At 41.3% G+C, this 19659-nt stretch carries 18 protein-coding genes; 3 read left to right on the plus strand and 15 right to left on the minus strand.

The window, feature by feature from the left end:
- The first annotated feature begins 110 nt into the window (after nt 1–110).
- From I6F47_RS01945 to yjjG, 3 genes are all read left to right on the plus strand, one after another.
- On the plus strand, nt 111–1010 hold the full coding sequence (locus I6F47_RS01945) for a phosphoribulokinase (RefSeq protein WP_007579904.1): 900 nt from the start codon (nt 111–113) through the stop codon (nt 1008–1010).
- Nucleotides 1011–1076: 66 nt separating this feature from the next.
- Nucleotides 1077–1622 (plus strand): inosine/xanthosine triphosphatase, encoded by a 546-nt coding sequence (gene yjjX, locus I6F47_RS01950; RefSeq protein ID WP_007579903.1) that lies wholly within the window; start codon nt 1077–1079, stop codon nt 1620–1622.
- Between the two features lie 13 nt (nt 1623–1635).
- Complete coding sequence (gene yjjG / locus I6F47_RS01955) at nt 1636–2310, plus strand: pyrimidine 5'-nucleotidase (RefSeq protein WP_165721132.1); 675 nt, start codon at nt 1636–1638, stop codon at nt 2308–2310.
- 93 nt (nt 2311–2403) lie between these two features.
- Here the strand turns inward: yjjG and lpxC are convergent, their stop codons facing one another.
- From lpxC to rsmH, 15 genes are all read right to left on the minus strand, one after another.
- Nucleotides 2404–3315 carry a UDP-3-O-acyl-N-acetylglucosamine deacetylase gene (gene lpxC, locus I6F47_RS01960; RefSeq protein ID WP_024592892.1) on the minus strand — a complete coding sequence of 304 codons (912 nt, stop codon included), beginning with the start codon at nt 3313–3315 and terminating at the stop codon, nt 2404–2406.
- 106 nt (nt 3316–3421) lie between these two features.
- Complete coding sequence (ftsZ, locus tag I6F47_RS01965; RefSeq protein ID WP_007582938.1) at nt 3422–4669, minus strand: cell division protein FtsZ; 1248 nt, start codon at nt 4667–4669, stop codon at nt 3422–3424.
- 21 nt (nt 4670–4690) lie between these two features.
- Nucleotides 4691–5923 carry a cell division protein FtsA gene (ftsA, locus tag I6F47_RS01970; RefSeq protein WP_007582937.1) on the minus strand — a complete coding sequence of 411 codons (1233 nt, stop codon included), beginning with the start codon at nt 5921–5923 and terminating at the stop codon, nt 4691–4693.
- Nucleotides 5920–6699, minus strand: a complete 780-nt coding sequence (locus I6F47_RS01975; protein ID WP_007582934.1) for a cell division protein FtsQ/DivIB — start codon at nt 6697–6699, stop codon at nt 5920–5922. The genes ftsA and I6F47_RS01975 overlap by 4 nt, the downstream gene beginning before the upstream one ends.
- A gap of 1 nt (nt 6700) precedes the next feature.
- On the minus strand, nt 6701–7621 hold the full coding sequence (locus tag I6F47_RS01980) for a D-alanine--D-alanine ligase (protein ID WP_010554298.1): 921 nt from the start codon (nt 7619–7621) through the stop codon (nt 6701–6703).
- The gene (gene murC / locus I6F47_RS01985) at nt 7618–9069 is read right to left on the minus strand and encodes a UDP-N-acetylmuramate--L-alanine ligase (RefSeq protein WP_002957994.1); all 1452 of its coding nucleotides are present in this window, start codon (nt 9067–9069) and stop codon (nt 7618–7620) included. The genes I6F47_RS01980 and murC overlap by 4 nt, the downstream gene beginning before the upstream one ends.
- Nucleotides 9070–10146, minus strand: coding sequence for an undecaprenyldiphospho-muramoylpentapeptide beta-N-acetylglucosaminyltransferase (murG, locus tag I6F47_RS01990; protein ID WP_197183229.1), 1077 nt, complete (start codon nt 10144–10146; stop codon nt 9070–9072).
- Nucleotides 10143–11318, minus strand: coding sequence for a cell division protein FtsW (gene ftsW, locus I6F47_RS01995; RefSeq protein WP_007582927.1), 1176 nt, complete (start codon nt 11316–11318; stop codon nt 10143–10145). The genes murG and ftsW overlap by 4 nt, the downstream gene beginning before the upstream one ends.
- Nucleotides 11315–12649, minus strand: coding sequence for a UDP-N-acetylmuramoyl-L-alanine--D-glutamate ligase (gene murD, locus I6F47_RS02000; RefSeq protein WP_197183230.1), 1335 nt, complete (start codon nt 12647–12649; stop codon nt 11315–11317). The genes ftsW and murD overlap by 4 nt, the downstream gene beginning before the upstream one ends.
- Nucleotides 12650–13732 carry a phospho-N-acetylmuramoyl-pentapeptide-transferase gene (gene mraY, locus I6F47_RS02005; protein WP_007582922.1) on the minus strand — a complete coding sequence of 361 codons (1083 nt, stop codon included), beginning with the start codon at nt 13730–13732 and terminating at the stop codon, nt 12650–12652.
- Complete coding sequence (locus I6F47_RS02010; protein ID WP_197183231.1) at nt 13732–15114, minus strand: UDP-N-acetylmuramoyl-tripeptide--D-alanyl-D-alanine ligase; 1383 nt, start codon at nt 15112–15114, stop codon at nt 13732–13734. Before I6F47_RS02010 ends, mraY begins: the two co-directional genes overlap by 1 nt.
- On the minus strand, nt 15111–16589 hold the full coding sequence (gene murE, locus I6F47_RS02015; protein ID WP_197183232.1) for a UDP-N-acetylmuramoyl-L-alanyl-D-glutamate--2,6-diaminopimelate ligase: 1479 nt from the start codon (nt 16587–16589) through the stop codon (nt 15111–15113). The genes I6F47_RS02010 and murE overlap by 4 nt, the downstream gene beginning before the upstream one ends.
- The gene (locus I6F47_RS02020; RefSeq protein WP_010554293.1) at nt 16582–18399 is read right to left on the minus strand and encodes a peptidoglycan glycosyltransferase FtsI; all 1818 of its coding nucleotides are present in this window, start codon (nt 18397–18399) and stop codon (nt 16582–16584) included. The genes murE and I6F47_RS02020 overlap by 8 nt, the downstream gene beginning before the upstream one ends.
- Nucleotides 18396–18722, minus strand: coding sequence for a cell division protein FtsL (gene ftsL / locus I6F47_RS02025; protein WP_007582915.1), 327 nt, complete (start codon nt 18720–18722; stop codon nt 18396–18398). Before ftsL ends, I6F47_RS02020 begins: the two co-directional genes overlap by 4 nt.
- Nucleotides 18719–19657 carry a 16S rRNA (cytosine(1402)-N(4))-methyltransferase RsmH gene (gene rsmH / locus I6F47_RS02030; protein ID WP_008167099.1) on the minus strand — a complete coding sequence of 313 codons (939 nt, stop codon included), beginning with the start codon at nt 19655–19657 and terminating at the stop codon, nt 18719–18721. Before rsmH ends, ftsL begins: the two co-directional genes overlap by 4 nt.
- Between the last annotated feature and the right edge of the window lie 2 nt (nt 19658–19659).

Genomic DNA, 19659 nt, shown 5'->3' on the forward strand with positions numbered 1-19659 from the left:
TGATGACGTCACTTGAGCTAAGTCAGTCAACTCTTAAGATACCCAAACGGCTTAAAATAATGTTAAGTTTAGTCTGGTTATAAAACCTGGTCCTAAAAAAGAGAATTAACATGTCAGCTAAAAATCCTATTATTGCGATTACGGGTTCGTCTGGTGCGGGTACAACCACCACAACCAATGCAATTAAACATATTTTCCGTAGCCTTAATATTGAAGCGGCTTTTATCGAAGGAGATAGCTTTCATCGTTACACTCGCCCTGAAATGGATAAAAAAGTACGTGAAGCACAACAAGAAAATAAACACATTAGTTACTTTGGCCGAGAAGCAAATGACTTTGGTGCTTTAGAAGCGTTGTTTGAAAACTATAGTGAAACAGGCCAAGGTAAGTTACGCCGATACTTACACACCTTTGATGAAGCCGTCCCATATAATCAATTACCGGGTACATTTACTCCTTGGCAAGACCTTGATAGTAATACTGATATATTGTTTTATGAAGGGTTACACGGCGGCGTAGTTGATCAAGATGTAGACGTTGCAAAGCATGTCGATTTATTAATAGGCATGGTTCCAATTATTAACCTTGAATGGATTCAAAAATTAATACGCGACACATCCGAACGAGGCCATTCTCGCGAAGCGGTTATGGGCTCTATTGTGCGCAGTATGGATGACTATATAAATCATATTACCCCGCAGTTTTCTCGTACCCATATTAATTTTCAGCGGGTGCCTACTGTTGATACATCAAACCCATTTAGCGCCAAAGATATTCCATCTCTCGATGAAAGCTTTGTAGTTATTCGCTTTAGGGGTATTGATGATGTTGATTTTCCTTATTATTTACGCATGATCGAAGGCAGTTTTATGTCTCGTATTAATACGCTTGTAGTACCAGGCGGCAAAATGGGCTTGGCTATGGAGCTTGTGCTTACCCCATTAATTAAAGATATTATTTTGAAAAAGCGTGCACTGGAAAACCTAGCACCACTCGATTTACCTATTTGATTACCGACTCTTTTTTGTTAAAGCTAACTCACGTACACTGCTGATTTTGCTCAAGGTGAGATCAGCATGTCACAACAATTAAAAATTATTGTCGGTTCTAAAAATCCTGTAAAAATAAATGCCGCTAAACATATTTTTACTATGTATTTTCCAGAATGTATCATTGACTGTGAAGGTGTGAATGCTCCCTCAGGCGTGCCCGATCAGCCTATTGGCGAAGACGAAACACGTATTGGCGCGCAAAACCGTGTTAATTATTGCAAAAAGCACCACCAAGCTCACTATTACGTTGCAATGGAAGGCGGTGCAGAGCAATTTAGCTATGGTGCAGCAACCTTTGCTTACGTTGTTATTGATAATGCCTTAAATCAAGTTGTAGGGCGTAGCAGCAACCTTCCTCTACCCCAAGTACTTTATAATGCATTACTTAAAGGTGAAGAACTTGGCGATGTAATGGACAAAGCATTTAATACCACCAACGTTAAACAAAAAGGTGGCGCTATTGGTCTACTTACCAACAATCATGCCACGCGCGAAAGTACCTATACACAAGCACTCACTTTAGCTATGGCGCCTTTTTTACACCCTGAGCTATACGGCCAAACAAATTAATTTAGGAAGTTTAATGAAGTACAACTATGTATTGTTTGATGCAGACGAAACCTTATTTAGGTTTGATATTTTAGCGGGCATGACTCGCATGTTTAAAGCTTACAACGTAGATTTTAGCCAAGACGATTATATTCATTATCAAAAAACCAATAAGCAGCTGTGGGTTAATTATCAAAATGGCACTATTAGCGCAGATTACTTACAAGTAACACGCTTTAATGAGTGGGCTTCAAAACTTAATGTGCCAGCAAAAGAGCTAAACGATGCTTTTTTAGATTCTATGGCGCAAATTTGCGAGCCATTACCTGGTGCTATTGAGCTTTTAAATAAACTTAAGCCAAATGCTAGATTAGGTATTATTACTAACGGATTTGCCCGCTTACAAACCGTACGCCTTGAGCATACTGGCTTAAAAGATATGTTTGAATGGTTAGTTATATCTGAACTTGTAGGTATAGCAAAACCGAATAAAGCGATTTTCGAGCACACATTTGAGCTAATGGGTAACCCAGATAAAAGCGAGATACTTATGGTAGGTGATACTGCTGCAAGTGACATACTTGGCGGCAACAATGCAGGTATTGATACTTGCTGGTTACAACACCCTGGTGAACAATTAGCCGACGGAATAAAGCCAACCTATACAGTAGCTAGTTTAAATCAGTTACAAGCTCTTTTAGAGTTATAATAAAGTATAGAGCTATTAAATTTCACGCAAAAAAAATGACGCTAATTAGCGTCATTTTTTATAACTGTTTTTCGAGCTGCTCTTTTACTGCTTTTAGGCTGGAGCTAACTCAAGACCGGGTGCAGGCATCGTCACAGGCGTTTCAAATGTTGCCCACTCCCATGCTGACTCTGTAGCCATAATTTTACGAAGTAATTTATTATTTAAATCATGACCCGATTTAAATGCAGTTACTTTACCTAAAAGATTATGGCCTGTCATAAACATGTCACCAACACAGTCTAATATCTTGTGCTTAACAAACTCGTCGCTATAACGTAAACCGTTAGGATTTAAAACTTTGAACTCATCAAGTACCACAGCACTATCCATGCTACCACCTAGCGCTAGGTTGTTTGCATGCATGTATTCAATATCTTTCATAAATCCAAAAGTACGCGCACGGCTAATTTCTTCAATAAAGCTTTGCGTTGTTATATCCAACCCAATACGTTGGCGACTTTCATTGATAGCTGGGTGGTTAAATGCAATCTCAAAGTCGATATGAAAACCATCATATGGTTCAACTTCAGCCCACTTATCACCTTCTTCAATGCGTACTTTTTCTTTAATACGGACAAAGCGTTTAGCAACGTTTTGCTCTTCAATTCCGCCTTTTTGTAACAGATATATGAATGGTAATGCACTACCATCCATAATCGGCACTTCTGAGCTATCTAATTCTACAATTAGATTATCAATTCCCATTGCAGCAACGGCTGCAATAAGATGCTCAGTAGTCGATAAGCGAACACCATCTTTGTTAATTAAACAGGTACACAACTGCGTATCACCAACGGCTTCAGGTGTTGTTTCAAAATCAACAACCGGATCAAGGTCGACACGACGAAATACAATCCCAGTATTTGCGCTCGCAGGTCGGAGAGTTATTGTGACCTTCTCACCTTTATGAAGTCCAATTCCTATGGCTTTGACTACTTCTGCAATCGTACGCTGTTTAATCATAGGTATGCTCACTTTTAAATCAGTTACAGTTATATGGCGGATTTTAACATAAATCCTTTTGCCTTTCAATATTTGTACATATTTCAAACAAAAGTATTATTAAATGTTAATCAGCCTGCTTACGTAAAAAAGCGGGGATATCAAAATAATCACCACCTTCTGATTTATCCGCTTTTTTACTATTTTGTGCTGAAGAGCTTGATGCACTGCTTGAACTAGTTGTAGGCGCTTTTTCTTTGCTTTGCGTTTGCGCTTTAGCAGTGTTTTCTTCAGTGTTTGTATCTTGGCTTGCAAAGCTTGGTACGTACATACTGCTCGTTTGGTTTGATGTGCTTGCAACATCAGAACCTGATGCTTTTTTAAAGCCGTTATCAACAATACCAAACTGTGGACGACGATCGCCGCCTAAGCCAGTTGCAACAACCGTTACACGTAGCTCATCAGTCATTTCTGGGTCGATTACCGCACCAACAACAACCGTTGCGTTTTCTGACGCAAGTGCTTTAACGTGATTACCAACAATTTCAAATTCTTCAATCGCAATGTCCATACCTGCGGTGATATTAACTAAGATACCTTTAGCACCTGTTAAATCAACGTCTTCTAGTAGTGGGCTTGAGATAGCCGCTTCTGCTGCTTCTTGTGCACGATCAGGACCTGACGCAGATGCCGTTCCCATCATTGCAGTACCCATTGCAGACATTACAGTTCTAACATCGGCGAAATCCACGTTAATTAAACCAGAACGTGTAATTAGCTCTGCTATACCTTGTACCGCACCAAATAATACGTCATTAGCTTTAGCGAAGGCATCTAGAAGTGTAGTCCCTTTTCCTAAAACTTTAAGCAATTTATTGTTCGGAATTGTAATAAGTGAATCTACAATTTCTGACAATTCGTTAATGCCTTGTTCAGCGGCTGCTGCACGTTTTTTACCTTCAAAATCAAAAGGACGTGTTACAACTGCAACAGTTAAAATACCTAGCTCTTTTGCTATTTTAGCAACTACCGGTGCTGCACCAGTACCTGTACCGCCGCCCATACCGGCTGCAATAAATACCATATCGGCGCCTTCAAGGCTGGCACGAATTGTATCTGCATCTTCTTCAGCCGACTTACGGCCTACTTCAGGGTTTGCGCCCGCACCCAACCCAGAGGTTATTTGCGTGCCTAGCTGAACTGTAATATCGGCAGCAGAGTTACGTAATGCTTGCGCATCTGTATTTGCGGCTATAAAACGCACGCCTTCTATTTGTTGCTTTACCATGTGCTCAACAGCGTTACCGCCACCACCGCCCACGCCGATTACTTTAATTACAGCTTCTTCGCTGTGTTGTTCCATTATATCAAACATGTTTACTCTCCGACTTGAGTCTTAAAACTCGCCTTGGAACCATTTAGTAATGCGGTTCCACCAATTATTGTTATCCTCTGCTTTCGACTTTTGTGCATTCATCGATTGCATGGTACGCCCGTATTGTAACAAACCAACAGCGGTTGCGTACGAAGGATCATCTACATAGTCTGTCAAACCAACCATCCCGATTGGTTTGCCTATTCTTACTGGCATTTGGAAGATATCTTCTGCCACTTCCATCGCGCCAGTCATTTTAGCAGTTCCGCCTGTTATAACGAGACCTGCCGCAATTTGGTCTTCTAAGCCTGAACGACGAATTTCTTCCATCGCAAGCTCAAATAATTCTCTAAAACGAGGCTCTACCACCTCAGATAATGTATGGCGCGACATTAACCTTGCTGGTCGTCCGCCTACACTTGGTACTTCAATTGTGTCTTCGCTACTTGCCATTTGGCTACTAGCACATGCGTATTGTACTTTGAGTGACTCGGCATGTGATATAGGTGTGCGAAATATTTTTGCAATATCACCAGTAACTTGGTTACCCGCCACTGGAATAACCGCAGAGTGACGAAGTGCGCCATTAATATAAATGGTGATATCCATAGTGCCGCCACCAATATCAAGTACTGCAACACCTAGCTCTTTTTCGTCATCTGTTAGTACAGAATAACATGACGCTAATGCAGTAAAGATAAGTTGATCGACTTCAAGACCACAGCGCTCTACGCATTTCTCGATATTTTTTGCCATATCGTTTGAGCACGTAATAATGTGTGCACGCGCTTCCATACGAACACCACTCATACCAAGTGGGTTTTTAATGCCCTCTTGCATGTCGATACTGTATTCTTGCGGCAATGCATGCAGCATTTTACGCTCTGCCGAAATAGGCACAGAACGCGCAATATGAATTACATTTTCAATGTCTTCGTCAGTGACTTCGGTATTATTAATTGCCACCACGCCACTTTCGTTTTGGCACTGTATATGTTTGCCAGAAATACCCAAATACACAGAGCTAATACGACAATCAGCCATTAACTCGGCTTCGTCTATTGCTCGGCGAATAGACTCAGACACTAAGTTTAAATCGTTAACGCCGCCTTTATCCATACCATGAGATACTTGGCTGCCCACACCAACAATGCTGAGCTTGTTATCTGCGGTGATTTCACCTACCGTGGCAACCACTTTCGAGGTGCCAACGTCTAACCCTATTACTAGGTTTCTTTCTGCTGACTTAGTCATGCCTTACTCTTATTTTGTAATTGTTCTTCTTGCACTGGCTTAAAGCTGACTGCAAGGCCGGTATCATACCGTAAATCTATTGTATCTACTTGTGCATCTGCACGTTGTTCCATTCGTGGATAAACGTCTATAAAACGTTGTACACGCTTGGCTTTATCTTTACGTCCTAAATTTAAACGTATTCCGTTATCTAACCATAGTTGCCACGAAAAGCGCTCCGACAATGCCAAACTTGTTAACGTTAAGCCGTTAACTTTTAGCATTTCATCAAATTGCTTAAAAGCAATCCACGCTTCTTCTTCGCTGCCTTCTGGGCCGTATAACTGCGGTAAGTCATCATCTAACTTATCGCTGCTGGCTTGAAATGCCTGACCACTTTGGTTGAGCAATAAGTCGCTATTCCAATGTGCTACTACTTCATGTTCAACAACATATACTTGTATAGTATCAGGCCATTGTTTACGCACCGAAGCGGTAGCAACCCAGGGTAAGTCTTGAACTAGCTGCTGCACATGCTTGACATCGAGTTCAAAAAAACTACTTAAATCGGCTTTTTTAATCGCTTTTATAATTGCCGTTTCATCTGTGTATTTAGGCTGCCCTTGCACTGTAAGGTGCTTAATTTGAGCATCTTTGTTTTCAACTAACCAATCCGATACACCTGTTGTAATTTGCACTAAGCCAATTACAACTATCAGAAAAAAGCTCACACCAAAAATCAGAGACCAATTAAGTTTCAGTTTGATTTCCTGAGCTTTTTCTAAAAGGGGATGCATATTAAAGCGTTTGCTCTAAAATGCGAACAACTAATTGTTCGAAAGTTGCCCCATTCGCTTTTGCCGCCATTGGCACTAACGACTTTTCAGTCATGCCTGGTACTGTATTTACTTCAAGCAGGTAAAAGTTACCTTGCTCGTCTTGCATCGCATCAACACGGCCCCAACCACTTGCGCCCACTAAATCAAATGCATCTAGCGATATAGCTTGTAAGTACTTAGTATCTTGCTCTGATAAATCTGCAGGGCAATGATACTGCGTTGTATTTGATTGATACTTAGCTTGGTAATCGTAAAAACCATTAGGTGTAGTCATCTCAATGACTGGTTGTACTTCGTCGCCAAGCACTGTAACTGTGAATTCACGTCCCGTGATCCACTGCTCTACAAGCACTTGATTATCAAATTTAAATGCATTAGCTAGTGCGTCTTCAAGTTCTTGTGCTGTACTTGCTTGCGCCATACCTATGCTTGAGCCTTCGTGCGATGGCTTAACCATTACCTTTTTAAACTCACCCATAATAGCTGCAGCATCAAAGCCTTTTTTAGCGTCAACTACGGCATAAGGTGCAGTGCTTAAACCCGCTGATTTAAATAAGTGCTTACAACGTACTTTATCCATAGCAAGTGCTGAACCCAGTACATTACTGCCCGTGTAAGGCAGGTTCATAAATTCAAGCGCACCTTGTACAGTTCCGTCTTCGCCACCACGACCATGCAAAGCAATAAAAACGCGCTCTACATTTAATTCTTTTAACTCCCACAAAGAACGACTTTGCGGGTCAAATGCAATTGCATCAATGCCACTATTTTGCAGCGCATTTAAAACAGCCTGACCCGATCGTAAAGACACTTCACGTTCTGCTGAGTTACCACCTAGCAGTACCGCTACTTTACCAAATTGTGTGTTTACCTGAGTCATACTTCACCTTGCTTAAGTTTTTCTATCGACATACCCGTCGCAGCTAATGTTTTAACTAACTGACCTATATTACCAGCGCCTTGGGTTAATACTAAATCATTATTTTGTAAATTTGCGGCCAAAACGCCTGCAAGCTCTGCATTTGTTGCTACATGCAGCGGCTCTTTGCCACGTTGACGAAGGCTACGGCATAAGCTTTTGCTGTCTGCGCCAACAATAGGATCTTCACCAGCGCTATACACATCAAGCAGTAGCAACTGATCTACATCAGCAAGTACTTTTACAAAATCTTCGTATAAGTCGCGTGTACGGGAAAATCTATGAGGTTGATATACCATTACTAAACGCTTATCAGGCCAACCTTCACGTACTGCTGCAATTGTTGCTGCAACTTCTGAAGGATGATGCCCGTAATCATCAACTAACATGACATTGCCACGCTCGTTTTCGAATTCACCATAGTGTTGAAAACGACGACCAATACCTTCAAACTTCTGCAGCGCTTCTAAAATTGCATGATTCGCAATATTTTGATCTTTTGCCACAGCAATCGCAGCGGTTGCATTAAGTGCGTTGTGTCTACCTGGCATATTCAACGTGGCAGTTAAACACTCACCTTGCTTGTTAGTTACTGTAAATGTGCATGTATTAGCTGATTGGCTAAAGTCGCTCATGCGATAATCAGCATCCTTCGATTCGCCATACGTAATAACTGGGCGACCAAAGCGCGGGATAAGTTCAGCAGCAACTTCAGAATCAATACATACAACAGCTAAACCATAAAACGGCAAGTTATGGATGAAATCTACATACGTGTCTTTCATTTTTTCAAGACTGCCGCCATAAGTATCCATGTGATCTTCTTCAATATTTGTGATCACCGATACCATTGGCTGTAAGTGTAAAAACGACGCATCGCTTTCATCAGCTTCTGCAATTAAAAAATCACTTTTGCCTACTTTTGCGTTACTACCTGCGCTATTTAACAAGCCACCAATAATAAAGGTTGGATCAAGCCCTGCTTGTCCATAAATACTCGCAATTAAGCTTGTTGTCGTTGTTTTACCATGCGTACCCGCAATGGCTATACCGTGGCGAAAACGCATTAATTCAGCCAACATTTCTGCGCGGCGAACAACAGGAACTCTTGCGGCTTTAGCTGCAATAATTTCAGGATTTGTTTCATCAATCGCACTTGAAACAACGACTACATTGGCATCTTTTACGTTATTTTCATGATGGCCAATAAATACTTCTGCACCGGCTTTAATTAAACGATCTGTCATAGCGCTGTGGGCAATGTCAGAACCTGTAATACGGTAGCCTTCAAAAGCGAGTACTTCAGCAATACCGCCCATACCTGCTCCACCAATACCAATAAAGTGAATGGTTTCTATTCGGCGCATTGCAGGGCGTGTGTGTTTTTCTTGTACTGACGTTTCTTTCACTTATTTTCTCTTATTTGTTACTTGCTCACAGTGCGTTGCTACGCTTGCTGTGGCATCTAAAATGGCTTGTTTTTTTGCATTTGTAGCCATTTCAGTAATTAATGAAGGTTGGGCTAAATACGGGCTTAATAGTTCAACAATTGATTGTTTATTAAACTGCCCTTGTGGCATTAATAATGCGCCATTAGCCATCACTAAATATTGTGCGTTCGCTGTTTGATGGTCATCCACAGCATGTGGAAACGGAACAAAAACGGCCATTTTACCTGCCGCTGCAATTTCGCTAACAGTTAACGCACCAGCACGGCAAACAACAATGTCGGCCCAGCTATACGCTGCGTCCATATCATCAATAAATTCAGCTATTTTTGTATTACTGCCTGTAAAAGCATGCATTTTATAAGCGGCTTCTACGGTAGTTAAATGACCCTTACCTGTTTGATGCCATATACTTATTGGAGCTGTATTATTTAGTACTTTAAATGCTTCTGGTAATGTTTGATTAAGCACTTGTGCACCAAGCGAGCCGCCCACTACTAAAATATTAATAGGGCTTGATACATCGCGTTTGGCTATATTCATAACGCTTTGGCGGACTGGGTTACCTACTAGCTCGGCTTGACCCTGTGCAAAAGCACTTGGAAATGCAGCTAATACCCGTGTAGCCACCTTAGCTAGCAGTTTATTACTTATACCCGCTACAGCGTTTTGCTCGTGAATAACCAGCGGAATACCTAAACTTTTTGCGGCAATTCCCGTTGGCCCCGTAACATAACCGCCCATTGCAAGTACTACATCAGGACGCTGTTCTTTCAATACCTTACGCGCCTGTAATACTGCATTAATTACCATGAATGGGGCTTTAATAAGACGCTTTAATCCGTTACCACGAACACCTTTAACGTTAATAAAATCAATATCTATATTGTGCTTAGGTACAACGCTCGCTTCCATTCGATCTGGTGTGCCGATCCAGCTAACTTGCCAGCCTTGCTGTTTTAAATAATCAGCCACTGCAATACCGGGAAAAATGTGTCCGCCAGTTCCACCAGCCACTACTACTAATTTTTTACTCATCGCTTACCTCCGCGTGAGGTGGCTTGTTTGGTTGCCATTTTGGTTTCAAAATCTACGCGTAATAAAATACCCGTGGCAATCGTCATAATTAATAAGCTTGAGCCGCCATAAGAAATAAACGGCAGGGTTAAACCCTTCGTCGGTAAAATACCCGCGCTCGCACCTACATTCACCATGGTTTGAAATGCAAACCAAATACCAATGGCAAATGAAAAGTAGCCTTCGTATTCCTTGCCGCACTTAAGGGCTTGTTGGCCTATTAATAAGGCTCTAAATACTAAAGTAGCTAATACCGTTAAAATACTTACAACGCCTATTAAGCCAAGTTCTTCACCTATAACGGCAAAAATAAAATCGTTATGTGCTTCAGGTAAATATTGTAGCTTTTGTACACTGTTACCTAAGCCTTGGCCAAACCAACCACCCTGGCTATATGCCATTAGCGATTGCACCAACTGATAACCCTTGCCAAAAGGATCATCCCAAGGGTCTAAAAAGCCAACAACACGTGCCATACGATATGGTTCAACAATAATAAGTAATACAACCAGACCAACGCCCGTTAAAATAAGTACAAAAAACTGCCATAACTTAGCACCAGCTAAAAACAATAAACCAACCGTTGTTACAAACATAACAACCACTGTGCCTAAATCTGGCTGCAGCAGAATAAGCAGTGCATACACTGCAAATACAGCAATTGGCTTTGCAAAACCTTTAATATTTTCTTGTACTTCTTCGCGTTTTCTTACCAAATAACCCGCAATATAACTAAAAAAGTACAACTTAGCGGCCTCAGCCACCTGAAAACCAACAGGTCCAATAGGTATCCATCGTTTAGCGCCGTTTACTTCACGCCCAATAATCAATACCGCTATTAATAGCACCATGCCTAGTATTAATAGATAAGGGTTTGATCGTTTCCACCACTCCATTGGCACACAAACGCTTATCCAAAAAAGCACAAAAGCCATTGCCAAAAACATGCTGTGGCGAATGGTAATATGGTACGGGTCATCAAATAACCGCTCTGCGGTAGGCATTGATGCGCTGGTCACCATGATAAAACCAACACCAATGAGCATTATTACGCAGTACAATAGCGGTACATCGTATAACTGCGCCGAAGGCTTAGGTGTTAATGCGTCTCTTATATCGGCAAAAGCAATCATAACGCCTCTGCCATTACACACTGAACAAAGTCATCACCGCGTTGCATATAATTGTTATACATATCAATGCTGGCACATGCGGGTGCTAATAAAACAATATTGCCTGTACTACTAAGTACTTTGGCCAAAGTAACGGCTTCTTCCATATTGTTAGTTAAATAACTCTTATTGGTAATCGCAGCTAAGTCACTTGCATCTTTACCAAAACAAATTAATGCTTTTACATGCTGTTCTATGTAAGGTTTAAGCGCATTTAAATCAGCGCCTTTGGCATCGCCACCAGCAATAACAATCAGATTTTCACCGTCACTAGCTAAACTATCTATTGCAGCAATGGTCGCTCCAACATTAGTTGCCTTTGAATCGTTAAAATACTTTACACCGTTAAGCTCAGCTACAAATTGGCAGCGATGAGCCAACCCATTAAATTGACCTAATGCATTTTTATATTGCTCTTTGCTTACTTCAAACGGACTTAAGAGCGCCATTACTGCAAGCGTATTTAAATAATTGTGCTTACCCACTACCGCAAGCGTATCAACAGGTAAAAAAGCATCGCCTTTAACCATAAAGTGAGTTTCGCCATTGTGCTGCGCTAAATGGTAATCACCTTGTTGAGCACCAAAGCTAATTAGAGGAGCCGTACCGCGCTCAACTGGATGTGTTTGACTATCGTCTGCGTTGACAACAATAAGCTCTGCGAAATTATAAATACTTAGCTTTGAGTCTATATATGCTTGGTAACTGTCGTAGCGGTCAAGGTGATCTTCTGACACATTTAATACCGTTGCACTTACTGGTTTTAAACTCGTTGTGGTATCTAGCTGAAAACTCGATAACTCAAGCACATACACATCAAAATCATCATTGAGTAAATCAAGTACCGCTGTGCCAATATTCCCACCCAAAGCAACTTTATAGCCGGCTTCTTTTAACACTTCATAAGCGAGCGTAACCACGGTTGATTTACCGTTAGAGCCCGTTATTGCAACAACAGGTTTTGAATTAATACGTGCAAATAACTCAACGTCGCCAATCACTTCAACACCTGCGTTAATTGCATTTGCAACAGCTGGTATTTTTAAGCTAAGCCCAGGGCTTATAATAATCATATCGCTTGAACAAAGCTCTGCGTCATCCAAATTACCGAAGTGGGTATCTAGAGTTGGCGCGTGCTCTTTTAACCAATCAATCCCCGGCGGGGTTACTCGGCTATCAACGACCTTTGGTGTTAGGCCATGAGATAATAGAAAACGCACAATGCCCAGACCGGTTACACCGAGTCCGAGCACTGTTATTTGTTTGTTTTTTATCTCGTTTAAATACTGCATTTATCGAATCTTTAAAGTAGCTAAGCCAGCAAGCACTAGCACAACAGAAATAATCCAAAAGCGCACAATAACGCGAGGCTCTGGCCAACCTTTTAATTCATAATGATGATGAATCGGCGCCATTCTAAAAATACGTTGACCGCGTAATTTATACGACCCCACTTGTAATATCACCGATAGTGCTTCCATTACAAATACACCGCCCATAATAATAAGCAGTAACTCTTGGCGTACTAAAACAGCAATAATACCTAATGCACCACCAAGTGCTAATGAACCAACATCGCCCATAAATACTTGTGCTGGGTAAGTGTTAAACCATAAAAAACCAAGCCCTGCGCCCACAATGGCAGTACATACAACCACAAGCTCACTCGCCAGCGGTAAATGTGGAATATGTAAGTAAGCCGAAAAGTTAATATTACCTGTTAAGTAAGCAATAATTGCCAATGCCGAAGCCACTAAAATAATTGGCACAATCGCCAAGCCATCTAAACCATCGGTCAGGTTTACCGCGTTTGATGTACCTACTATGGCAAAATACGTAAGCACGATATAAAACAAACCTAATTGCGGTAATACGTCTTTAAAAAATGGAACAACAAGTGATGTTTCAGATGCTTGTGCACTGGTAAAATACAAAGCAGTAGCTACAACTAATGCAATGACCGACTGCCAAAAGTACTTCCACTTAGCAATTAAGCCTTTTGGATCTTTACGAATAACTTTACGGTAATCATCAACAAAGCCAACAATACCTAAAGAGCCAATTACAAACAGTGTTGCCCATACGTATTTATTTGATAAATCGGCCCAAAGTAGCGTGCTGGTAAAAATGGCCGCTAAAATAAGTAAGCCGCCCATAGTCGGTGTACCCGACTTAGACAAATGCGATTGCGGACCATCGTCGCGTACTGTTTGACCTATTTGCATACGTTGCAAACCACGAATTAACTTAGGTCCTAAATAAAGAGACATAATTAGCGCAGTTAAAATACCTAAAATGGCACGTAGCGTTAAATACGAAAAAACATGAAAACCACTAAAATACTGTGTTAAATACTCTGCCAGCCAAACTAACATTATGATACTCCATTGATGGCTTGTTGCTGGCCATTAACTAAATCGGTTACTAATAATTCCATGCGAGAACTGCGCGATCCTTTCACTACTATTGTTGTTTTAGTATTCACTTTATTAATACTTTCTTGAATTTTTTGCTGCATCTGTTCGCGGCTCGAAAAGTGGCGATTAGGTAGTTCAAACACATCACTTGCGTATTTACTTAATACACCTAATGTAAATAACTCATCAATCCCTTGCTCAAGTGCATACTCGCCAACTTCTTGATGGTACGTACGTGCATCTTCACCTAGCTCACCCATGTCTCCGAGTGCTAAAATACGGTGACCTTGCATATCACTTAACAAGTCAATCGCAGCCTTTACCGACTTAACATTGGCATTATAGGTATCATCAACCACGGTGAGTAAATCAGACACTTCAATTAAATTAACGCGCCCTTTTACATCCCCCATTGTGGCAAGTGCATTGGCTATTTCTTCAAGGGTTACATTAAATTCACTGGTCAGTGCAGCAGCGATAAGTGCATTACTAATATTGTGCTTACCCGGAAGTGCCAAAGTAACAGGTACTTGCTTGTTTTTAGTGCAAAGCGTAAAGCTTGCGCGAGCGTTGGCATCAAGTGTTATATCTTCTGCCCAAATATCGAGTTTTTCGGTTGTAGAAAAGCGTTTAACATTGCGCCCTTCAAGCTTATCTAACCAATATTGGCTAAATTCACTATCGCAGTTAACAATCGCAACGCCGTCATCTTTAAGGCCATCAAAAATCTCACCTTTAGCTTTTGCGACGCCCATTAAACTACCAAAACCTTCTAAGTGGGCTGCTGCAACATTACATACAACGGCTACATCTGGTTTTGTCATTGCAGTAGTGTAAGCAATTTCACCTAAGTGATTTGCACCTAGTTCAATTACTGCAAAACGATGTTGAGGCTCTAAGCGCAATAACGTAAGTGGGACGCCAATATCGTTATTAAAATTACCTTTAGTAGCTAATACATCACCGTGAACCGACAAAATTGCCGCACACATTTCTTTTACGGTGGTTTTGCCTACACTACCTGTAATTGCAATTGTTTTAGGCGCCACTTGGGCCATAACAGCGGTGCCAATTGCACCTAGTGCAATACGTGTATCGCTTACTATAAATTGTGAAATATCTACATCAACTTTGTGCTGAACAATAACGCCAATAGCGCCTTTTTGTTTAGCCTCAGCTATAAATTTATGCCCATCAAAATTTGGCCCTTTCAGTGCTAAAAACACTTCACCATCGCACACTGTACGAGTATCAGTATTTATATTAAGCACGTGTTGATTATCACCTTGATAATCGGTTGTTAGCACATTAGCTAACCAATCAAAATCCATTGGGATCATTGTGTTATCCCTCTTACTGCTTTTTTTAGTTGTTCTTGTACATATCGGCGATCGCAAAAGTCGATTCGCTTATCGCCTATAATTTGGTAATCTTCGTGGCCTTTACCTGCAATCAAAATAACCTCATCAGCTGTAGCATTTTCTATAGCAAAACGAATTGCAGTTGCTCTATCAGCCTCTAAATGTGCATTTTGAGGATGGGTTAAACCGCCTGCTACATCTGCAATAATGTCATCAGGGTTTTCTGAGCGAGGGTTATCACTGGTAATAATAACTTTATTAGCGTTTTGCTCAGCAGCTTGCGCCATCAATGCACGTTTTCCTTTGTCTCTGTCACCACCACAACCAAATACACAACTTACACCACCTGGCACATGCAGCTGCAATGCTCGTAATGCAAGTGCAAGTGCATCGGGCGTATGTGCGTAATCAACAACACATGTCGGCATGCCTGCTTGGCTAAATGCTTGCATTCGCCCAGCTACTGGCTGTAACTGCGCACAACCTGAAACTAATTGCTCAAGCGGATAACCAAGCCCTAGTAATGTAGCGATCGCGGCCGTTAAGTTATATAAATTAAATTCGCCAAACAGAGGCGATTTAATCGACATATCACCCCAACTAGTCGATAACTGCGCCGAAATACCTTCACTTGAATATTCAACATCAGAAAAATAAACGTACTGAGCATTCTTAGGGGCTAAGTTTTTGCGGCCATAACAGATTAGGTTATTAAAATCATACTTTTCAAGCCATTGCTCAGCTTGAGAATCATCTTGATTAAGCACTACAACTTGCGGCTCAAAATCACGGAAAAGCATTAGTTTCGCATCACCGTAACTTGCCATATCAACATGGTAATCTAAGTGATCGCGCGAAAGATTAGTAAACACAGCCGCTTTAAACGCGCATTTAGCAACACGCTGCTGCACTAATCCATGAGATGACACTTCCATGGCTACCAGCTTTTTATGCTGCGAATTTAAATCGCTCAAAATATGCTGCAAATCAACCGTTGAAGGTGTGGTATTAATCAGTGGAATTAAGTTATCAGGATGACCATAACCCAAAGTGCCAATAATAGCCGAATCAGTACTGCAAAATTGCGCTAAGTGGGCAATCATTGCTGTGGTTGTCGATTTACCGTTTGTACCTGTCACACCAATTAAATCAAGAGCCTGACTTGGCTGGCTATAAAAGCGACTTGCTAATTCTGGAAGCTTTTTATCAAGCTCCGAAACTAAATATAGTGGCTCAAAACTTGTTTCAAATTCACATAATCTGTCAGCAATAATAGCTGTTGCGCCATTTTCAATTGCTTTATTAATAAATTGACCGCCATCAAGTGCATGGCCTTTAATAGCAACAAATACATCACCTGGCGTTACTTCACGGCTATCAAGGCGTAAATGTTTTACCAGTTGCGAGGGCGCATCTATTTCGATGTATTTTAAAATATCCTTTAAATCACGCATCGTTATCTTTACCTTGTACGTACGCAACCTCTTCCTTGTCAGGCGCTACGTTTAATATTCTTAATGCGTTAGAGATGATTTCTGCAAATGCAGGGCCAGCGGTGGCACCTCCATAGTACACATCACCACCTGGTTCATTAATCATAACTACCACGGCTAAACGAGGATTACTTGCCGGCGCTACACCTGCAAAATAACCTACATATTCATCACCATAACCACCTGCTACGGCTTTTTTAGATGTACCTGTTTTACCAGCTGCACGATACCCATCAACTTTTATGTTGCGAGCAGTACCGTCTTTTTCAAATACACTTTCCATCATGTGCACTACGGCTTCTACGTCTTTTTGTTTAAAAATACGTTCGCCTTCAGGTATATTGTCTTGCTTTAAAATAGTCAGTGGTCGATTAACTCCACCAGCGCCTAACATGGTATAAAAGCGCGCCATTTGCGCAGTACTTACCGAAATCGCATAACCAAATGATAAAGTGGCAATTTCAAAGTCAGACCAACGACGATTTGGATAAAACAAACCGCTGCTTTCACCGACCATGCCTGTTCCAGTATCACTACCAAAGCCTACTTTTTGGTATAAACCAACAAGGTAATCTTTAGGCACTAACTGAGTAACCTTCGCAACTCCCATGTTTGAGGAGTACTTTAGTATTTCGCGCAGTGTTAGTTCGCCGTGATTACGGGTATCTCTCACTAAACTACCACCTAAACGCATCCAACCAGGGTAGGTATCAATCGTGTCATCTGCCTGAATGGCGCCGTAGTCTAGCCCAGCCAAAATGGCTAGAGGCTTAACAGTTGAGCCTGGTTCAAACAAATCTGTAATTGCGCGGTTACGACGTTTATGAGGTGCAGCATCGCTTAAGTTATTTGGATTAAATGAAGGGCTATTTACCATTGCCAGTACTTCACCGGTTTTAACATCAACTACCATAGCTGAGCCCGATGTGGCTTTATAAGTCAGTACAGCTGATTTTACGGCCTTGTACGCAATGGCTTGAATTCGTTGATCAATACTTAGTTCTATACTTTCTGGCTCTACACGTTCACGCTCGTCAAGTACTTCTACCTCACGCCCTTGTGCGTCTTTACGAATAGTACGGCGGCCTTCCTCGCCCGTTAAAGCGTTTTCGTATAGCTTTTCAATGCCTTCAATGCCTTTGCCATCGATATTGGTAAAACCAATAACATGCGCGGTAACTTCACCTGCAGGGTAGTAACGTTTAGATTCATCTAGTAAATGGATACCAGGGAGGCGTAAATCACCAATATAATTTGCTACAGCAGGAGTAACTTGGCGCTTTAAATACACAAAGCGACGCGAAGGATCGTTTAAAAGTCGAGAATTAATCTTTTTAGGATCAATACGCAGCACATCTGCAAGCTCACGCCAGCGTAAATCGTTTTTATAATAAAGTGCAGTACGCTTATCAAGCTCAACAGTGTTTTCAGTTAAAGATAAGTGATCTTCGCCGCTTTTGCGTGCTTGTTTGATTACTTTAGATACAAGCGATTTATGTAATGCTTTAGGATCAGCATATACACTTACCACAGGCACACTTACCGCTAATTCTTTACCATTGCGGTCAAAAATCATTCCGCGTTGCACATGCAGTTTTTCAACACGTACCGTACGTTTATCACTTTCTGAACGTGCTTTATCAGGTTCTATCACTTGTAAATAAGCAGCGCGAGATACGAGTGTTACAAACACCATAAACACAACTGTACACACCAGCATAAAGCGCCATGTGATTAAATTAGTGACTGGTTTTTTGCCTCTATTTCTCATTGTACTATTATTACCTGCTCATCTTGACTCGTAGGTCGTTTCATTTTTAATTGTGATATAGCAACTTCTTCAATGCGTGCATGTTGCGAATAAAATTCTTCTTCAACAAGTAAGTAGCGCCACTCTAAATCGAGTTCATCACGTTCTTGTAATAATTGATCTTGCTTTATAAGTTGCCCACGAGCTAAATGTGTTGTTTGCACAACAGCTAAACTAGAAGCGAATATCACAACCAACAAGGCCGAGGTTAGCTTGTTAGCACCTAGGCCTTTTAATATTTCAAAGAATAAATTGGGTTGACGATAGCTCGCTTTTTTACTCATCCCAACCTCTGTGCAATCCTAAGTACAGAACTACGAGAACGTGGATTACGTTCTACTTCAACAGTACTTGGCTTAATAGCCTTACCCACTGCTTTTAACGTCAGGTTTTTATTTATTTGTGCATCAGTTAAAGGCAGACCTCTGGGTAACACTTCTCCCCTACTCTGTTTTCTAATAAACTGTTTTACAATACGATCCTCTAGTGAGTGAAACGAAATCACCACTAAACGTCCGCCTGGCTTTAGCACTTTAACTGCAGACTGTAGCGCTGTTTGAATCTCTTCAAGCTCGCTATTAATATAAATACGAATCGCCTGAAAAGTACGTGTTGCAGGGTGCTTAAACTTATCTTTTACCGGTACTGCTTCATCAACAAGGTCAGCAAGTTGCTTGGTTGTTGTGATTGGCGTGTGCTCACGAACTTCGAGTACTTTGTGTGCAATGCGTTTACCAAACTTTTCTTCGCCCAGTTTTTTAATTACGTGGGTAATATCATCTAATTCAGCTTCTGCTAACCACTGCGCAGCACTGCGACCTGTTGTTGGGTCCATGCGCATATCAAGTGGCCCATCTTTCATGAAACTAAAACCACGCGCAGCGTCATCCAGTTGTGGCGACGAGACACCAATGTCTAATAAAATGCCATCCACTTTACCAATGAGATCGTTCTGCTCTGCTACTTCGTATAAATTTGAAAAACGAGTATGTGCAATCGCAAAACGTGGATCATCAGCAAATTTTTCGGCTGATTGTATCGCTTGTGGATCTTGGTCAATTGCTTGCAGGCGACCTTCATCACCTAGGCGTGCTAAAATTTGTCCAGAGTGGCCGCCACGTCCAAACGTACCATCCATGTATATACCGTCTGGCTTAATTGCGAGGGCATCGATGGTTTCGTCCATTAATACGGATACGTGTTCAAATTGCGCTGTCATTA

The organism is Pseudoalteromonas sp. NZS37, from assembly GCF_015864265.1.
GTDB lineage: Bacteria > Pseudomonadota > Gammaproteobacteria > Enterobacterales > Alteromonadaceae > Pseudoalteromonas > Pseudoalteromonas arctica.

What these genes read in the sequence shown, in the direction of transcription:
- ftsA (WP_007582937.1), bottom strand. Translation starts at nt 5,923, where the DNA reads ATGACTAAGTCAGCAGAAAGAAACCTAGTAATAGGGTTAGACGTTGGC.
- mraY (WP_007582922.1), bottom strand. Translation starts at nt 13,732, where the DNA reads ATGTTAGTTTGGCTGGCAGAGTATTTAACACAGTATTTTAGTGGTTTT.
- lpxC (WP_024592892.1), bottom strand. Translation starts at nt 3,315, where the DNA reads ATGATTAAACAGCGTACGATTGCAGAAGTAGTCAAAGCCATAGGAATT.
- I6F47_RS02020 (WP_010554293.1), bottom strand. Translation starts at nt 18,399, where the DNA reads ATGAGAAATAGAGGCAAAAAACCAGTCACTAATTTAATCACATGGCGC.
- murD (WP_197183230.1), bottom strand. Translation starts at nt 12,649, where the DNA reads ATGCAGTATTTAAACGAGATAAAAAACAAACAAATAACAGTGCTCGGA.
- rsmH (WP_008167099.1), bottom strand. Translation starts at nt 19,657, where the DNA reads ATGACAGCGCAATTTGAACACGTATCCGTATTAATGGACGAAACCATC.
- I6F47_RS01945 (WP_007579904.1), top strand. Translation starts at nt 111, where the DNA reads ATGTCAGCTAAAAATCCTATTATTGCGATTACGGGTTCGTCTGGTGCG.
- ftsL (WP_007582915.1), bottom strand. Translation starts at nt 18,722, where the DNA reads ATGAGTAAAAAAGCGAGCTATCGTCAACCCAATTTATTCTTTGAAATA.
- I6F47_RS02010 (WP_197183231.1), bottom strand. Translation starts at nt 15,114, where the DNA reads ATGATCCCAATGGATTTTGATTGGTTAGCTAATGTGCTAACAACCGAT.
- yjjX (WP_007579903.1), top strand. Translation starts at nt 1,077, where the DNA reads ATGTCACAACAATTAAAAATTATTGTCGGTTCTAAAAATCCTGTAAAA.
- I6F47_RS01980 (WP_010554298.1), bottom strand. Translation starts at nt 7,621, where the DNA reads ATGACTCAGGTAAACACACAATTTGGTAAAGTAGCGGTACTGCTAGGT.
- murG (WP_197183229.1), bottom strand. Translation starts at nt 10,146, where the DNA reads ATGAGTAAAAAATTAGTAGTAGTGGCTGGTGGAACTGGCGGACACATT.
- murE (WP_197183232.1), bottom strand. Translation starts at nt 16,589, where the DNA reads ATGCGTGATTTAAAGGATATTTTAAAATACATCGAAATAGATGCGCCC.
- yjjG (WP_165721132.1), top strand. Translation starts at nt 1,636, where the DNA reads ATGAAGTACAACTATGTATTGTTTGATGCAGACGAAACCTTATTTAGG.
- I6F47_RS01975 (WP_007582934.1), bottom strand. Translation starts at nt 6,699, where the DNA reads ATGCATCCCCTTTTAGAAAAAGCTCAGGAAATCAAACTGAAACTTAAT.
- ftsZ (WP_007582938.1), bottom strand. Translation starts at nt 4,669, where the DNA reads ATGTTTGATATAATGGAACAACACAGCGAAGAAGCTGTAATTAAAGTA.
- ftsW (WP_007582927.1), bottom strand. Translation starts at nt 11,318, where the DNA reads ATGATTGCTTTTGCCGATATAAGAGACGCATTAACACCTAAGCCTTCG.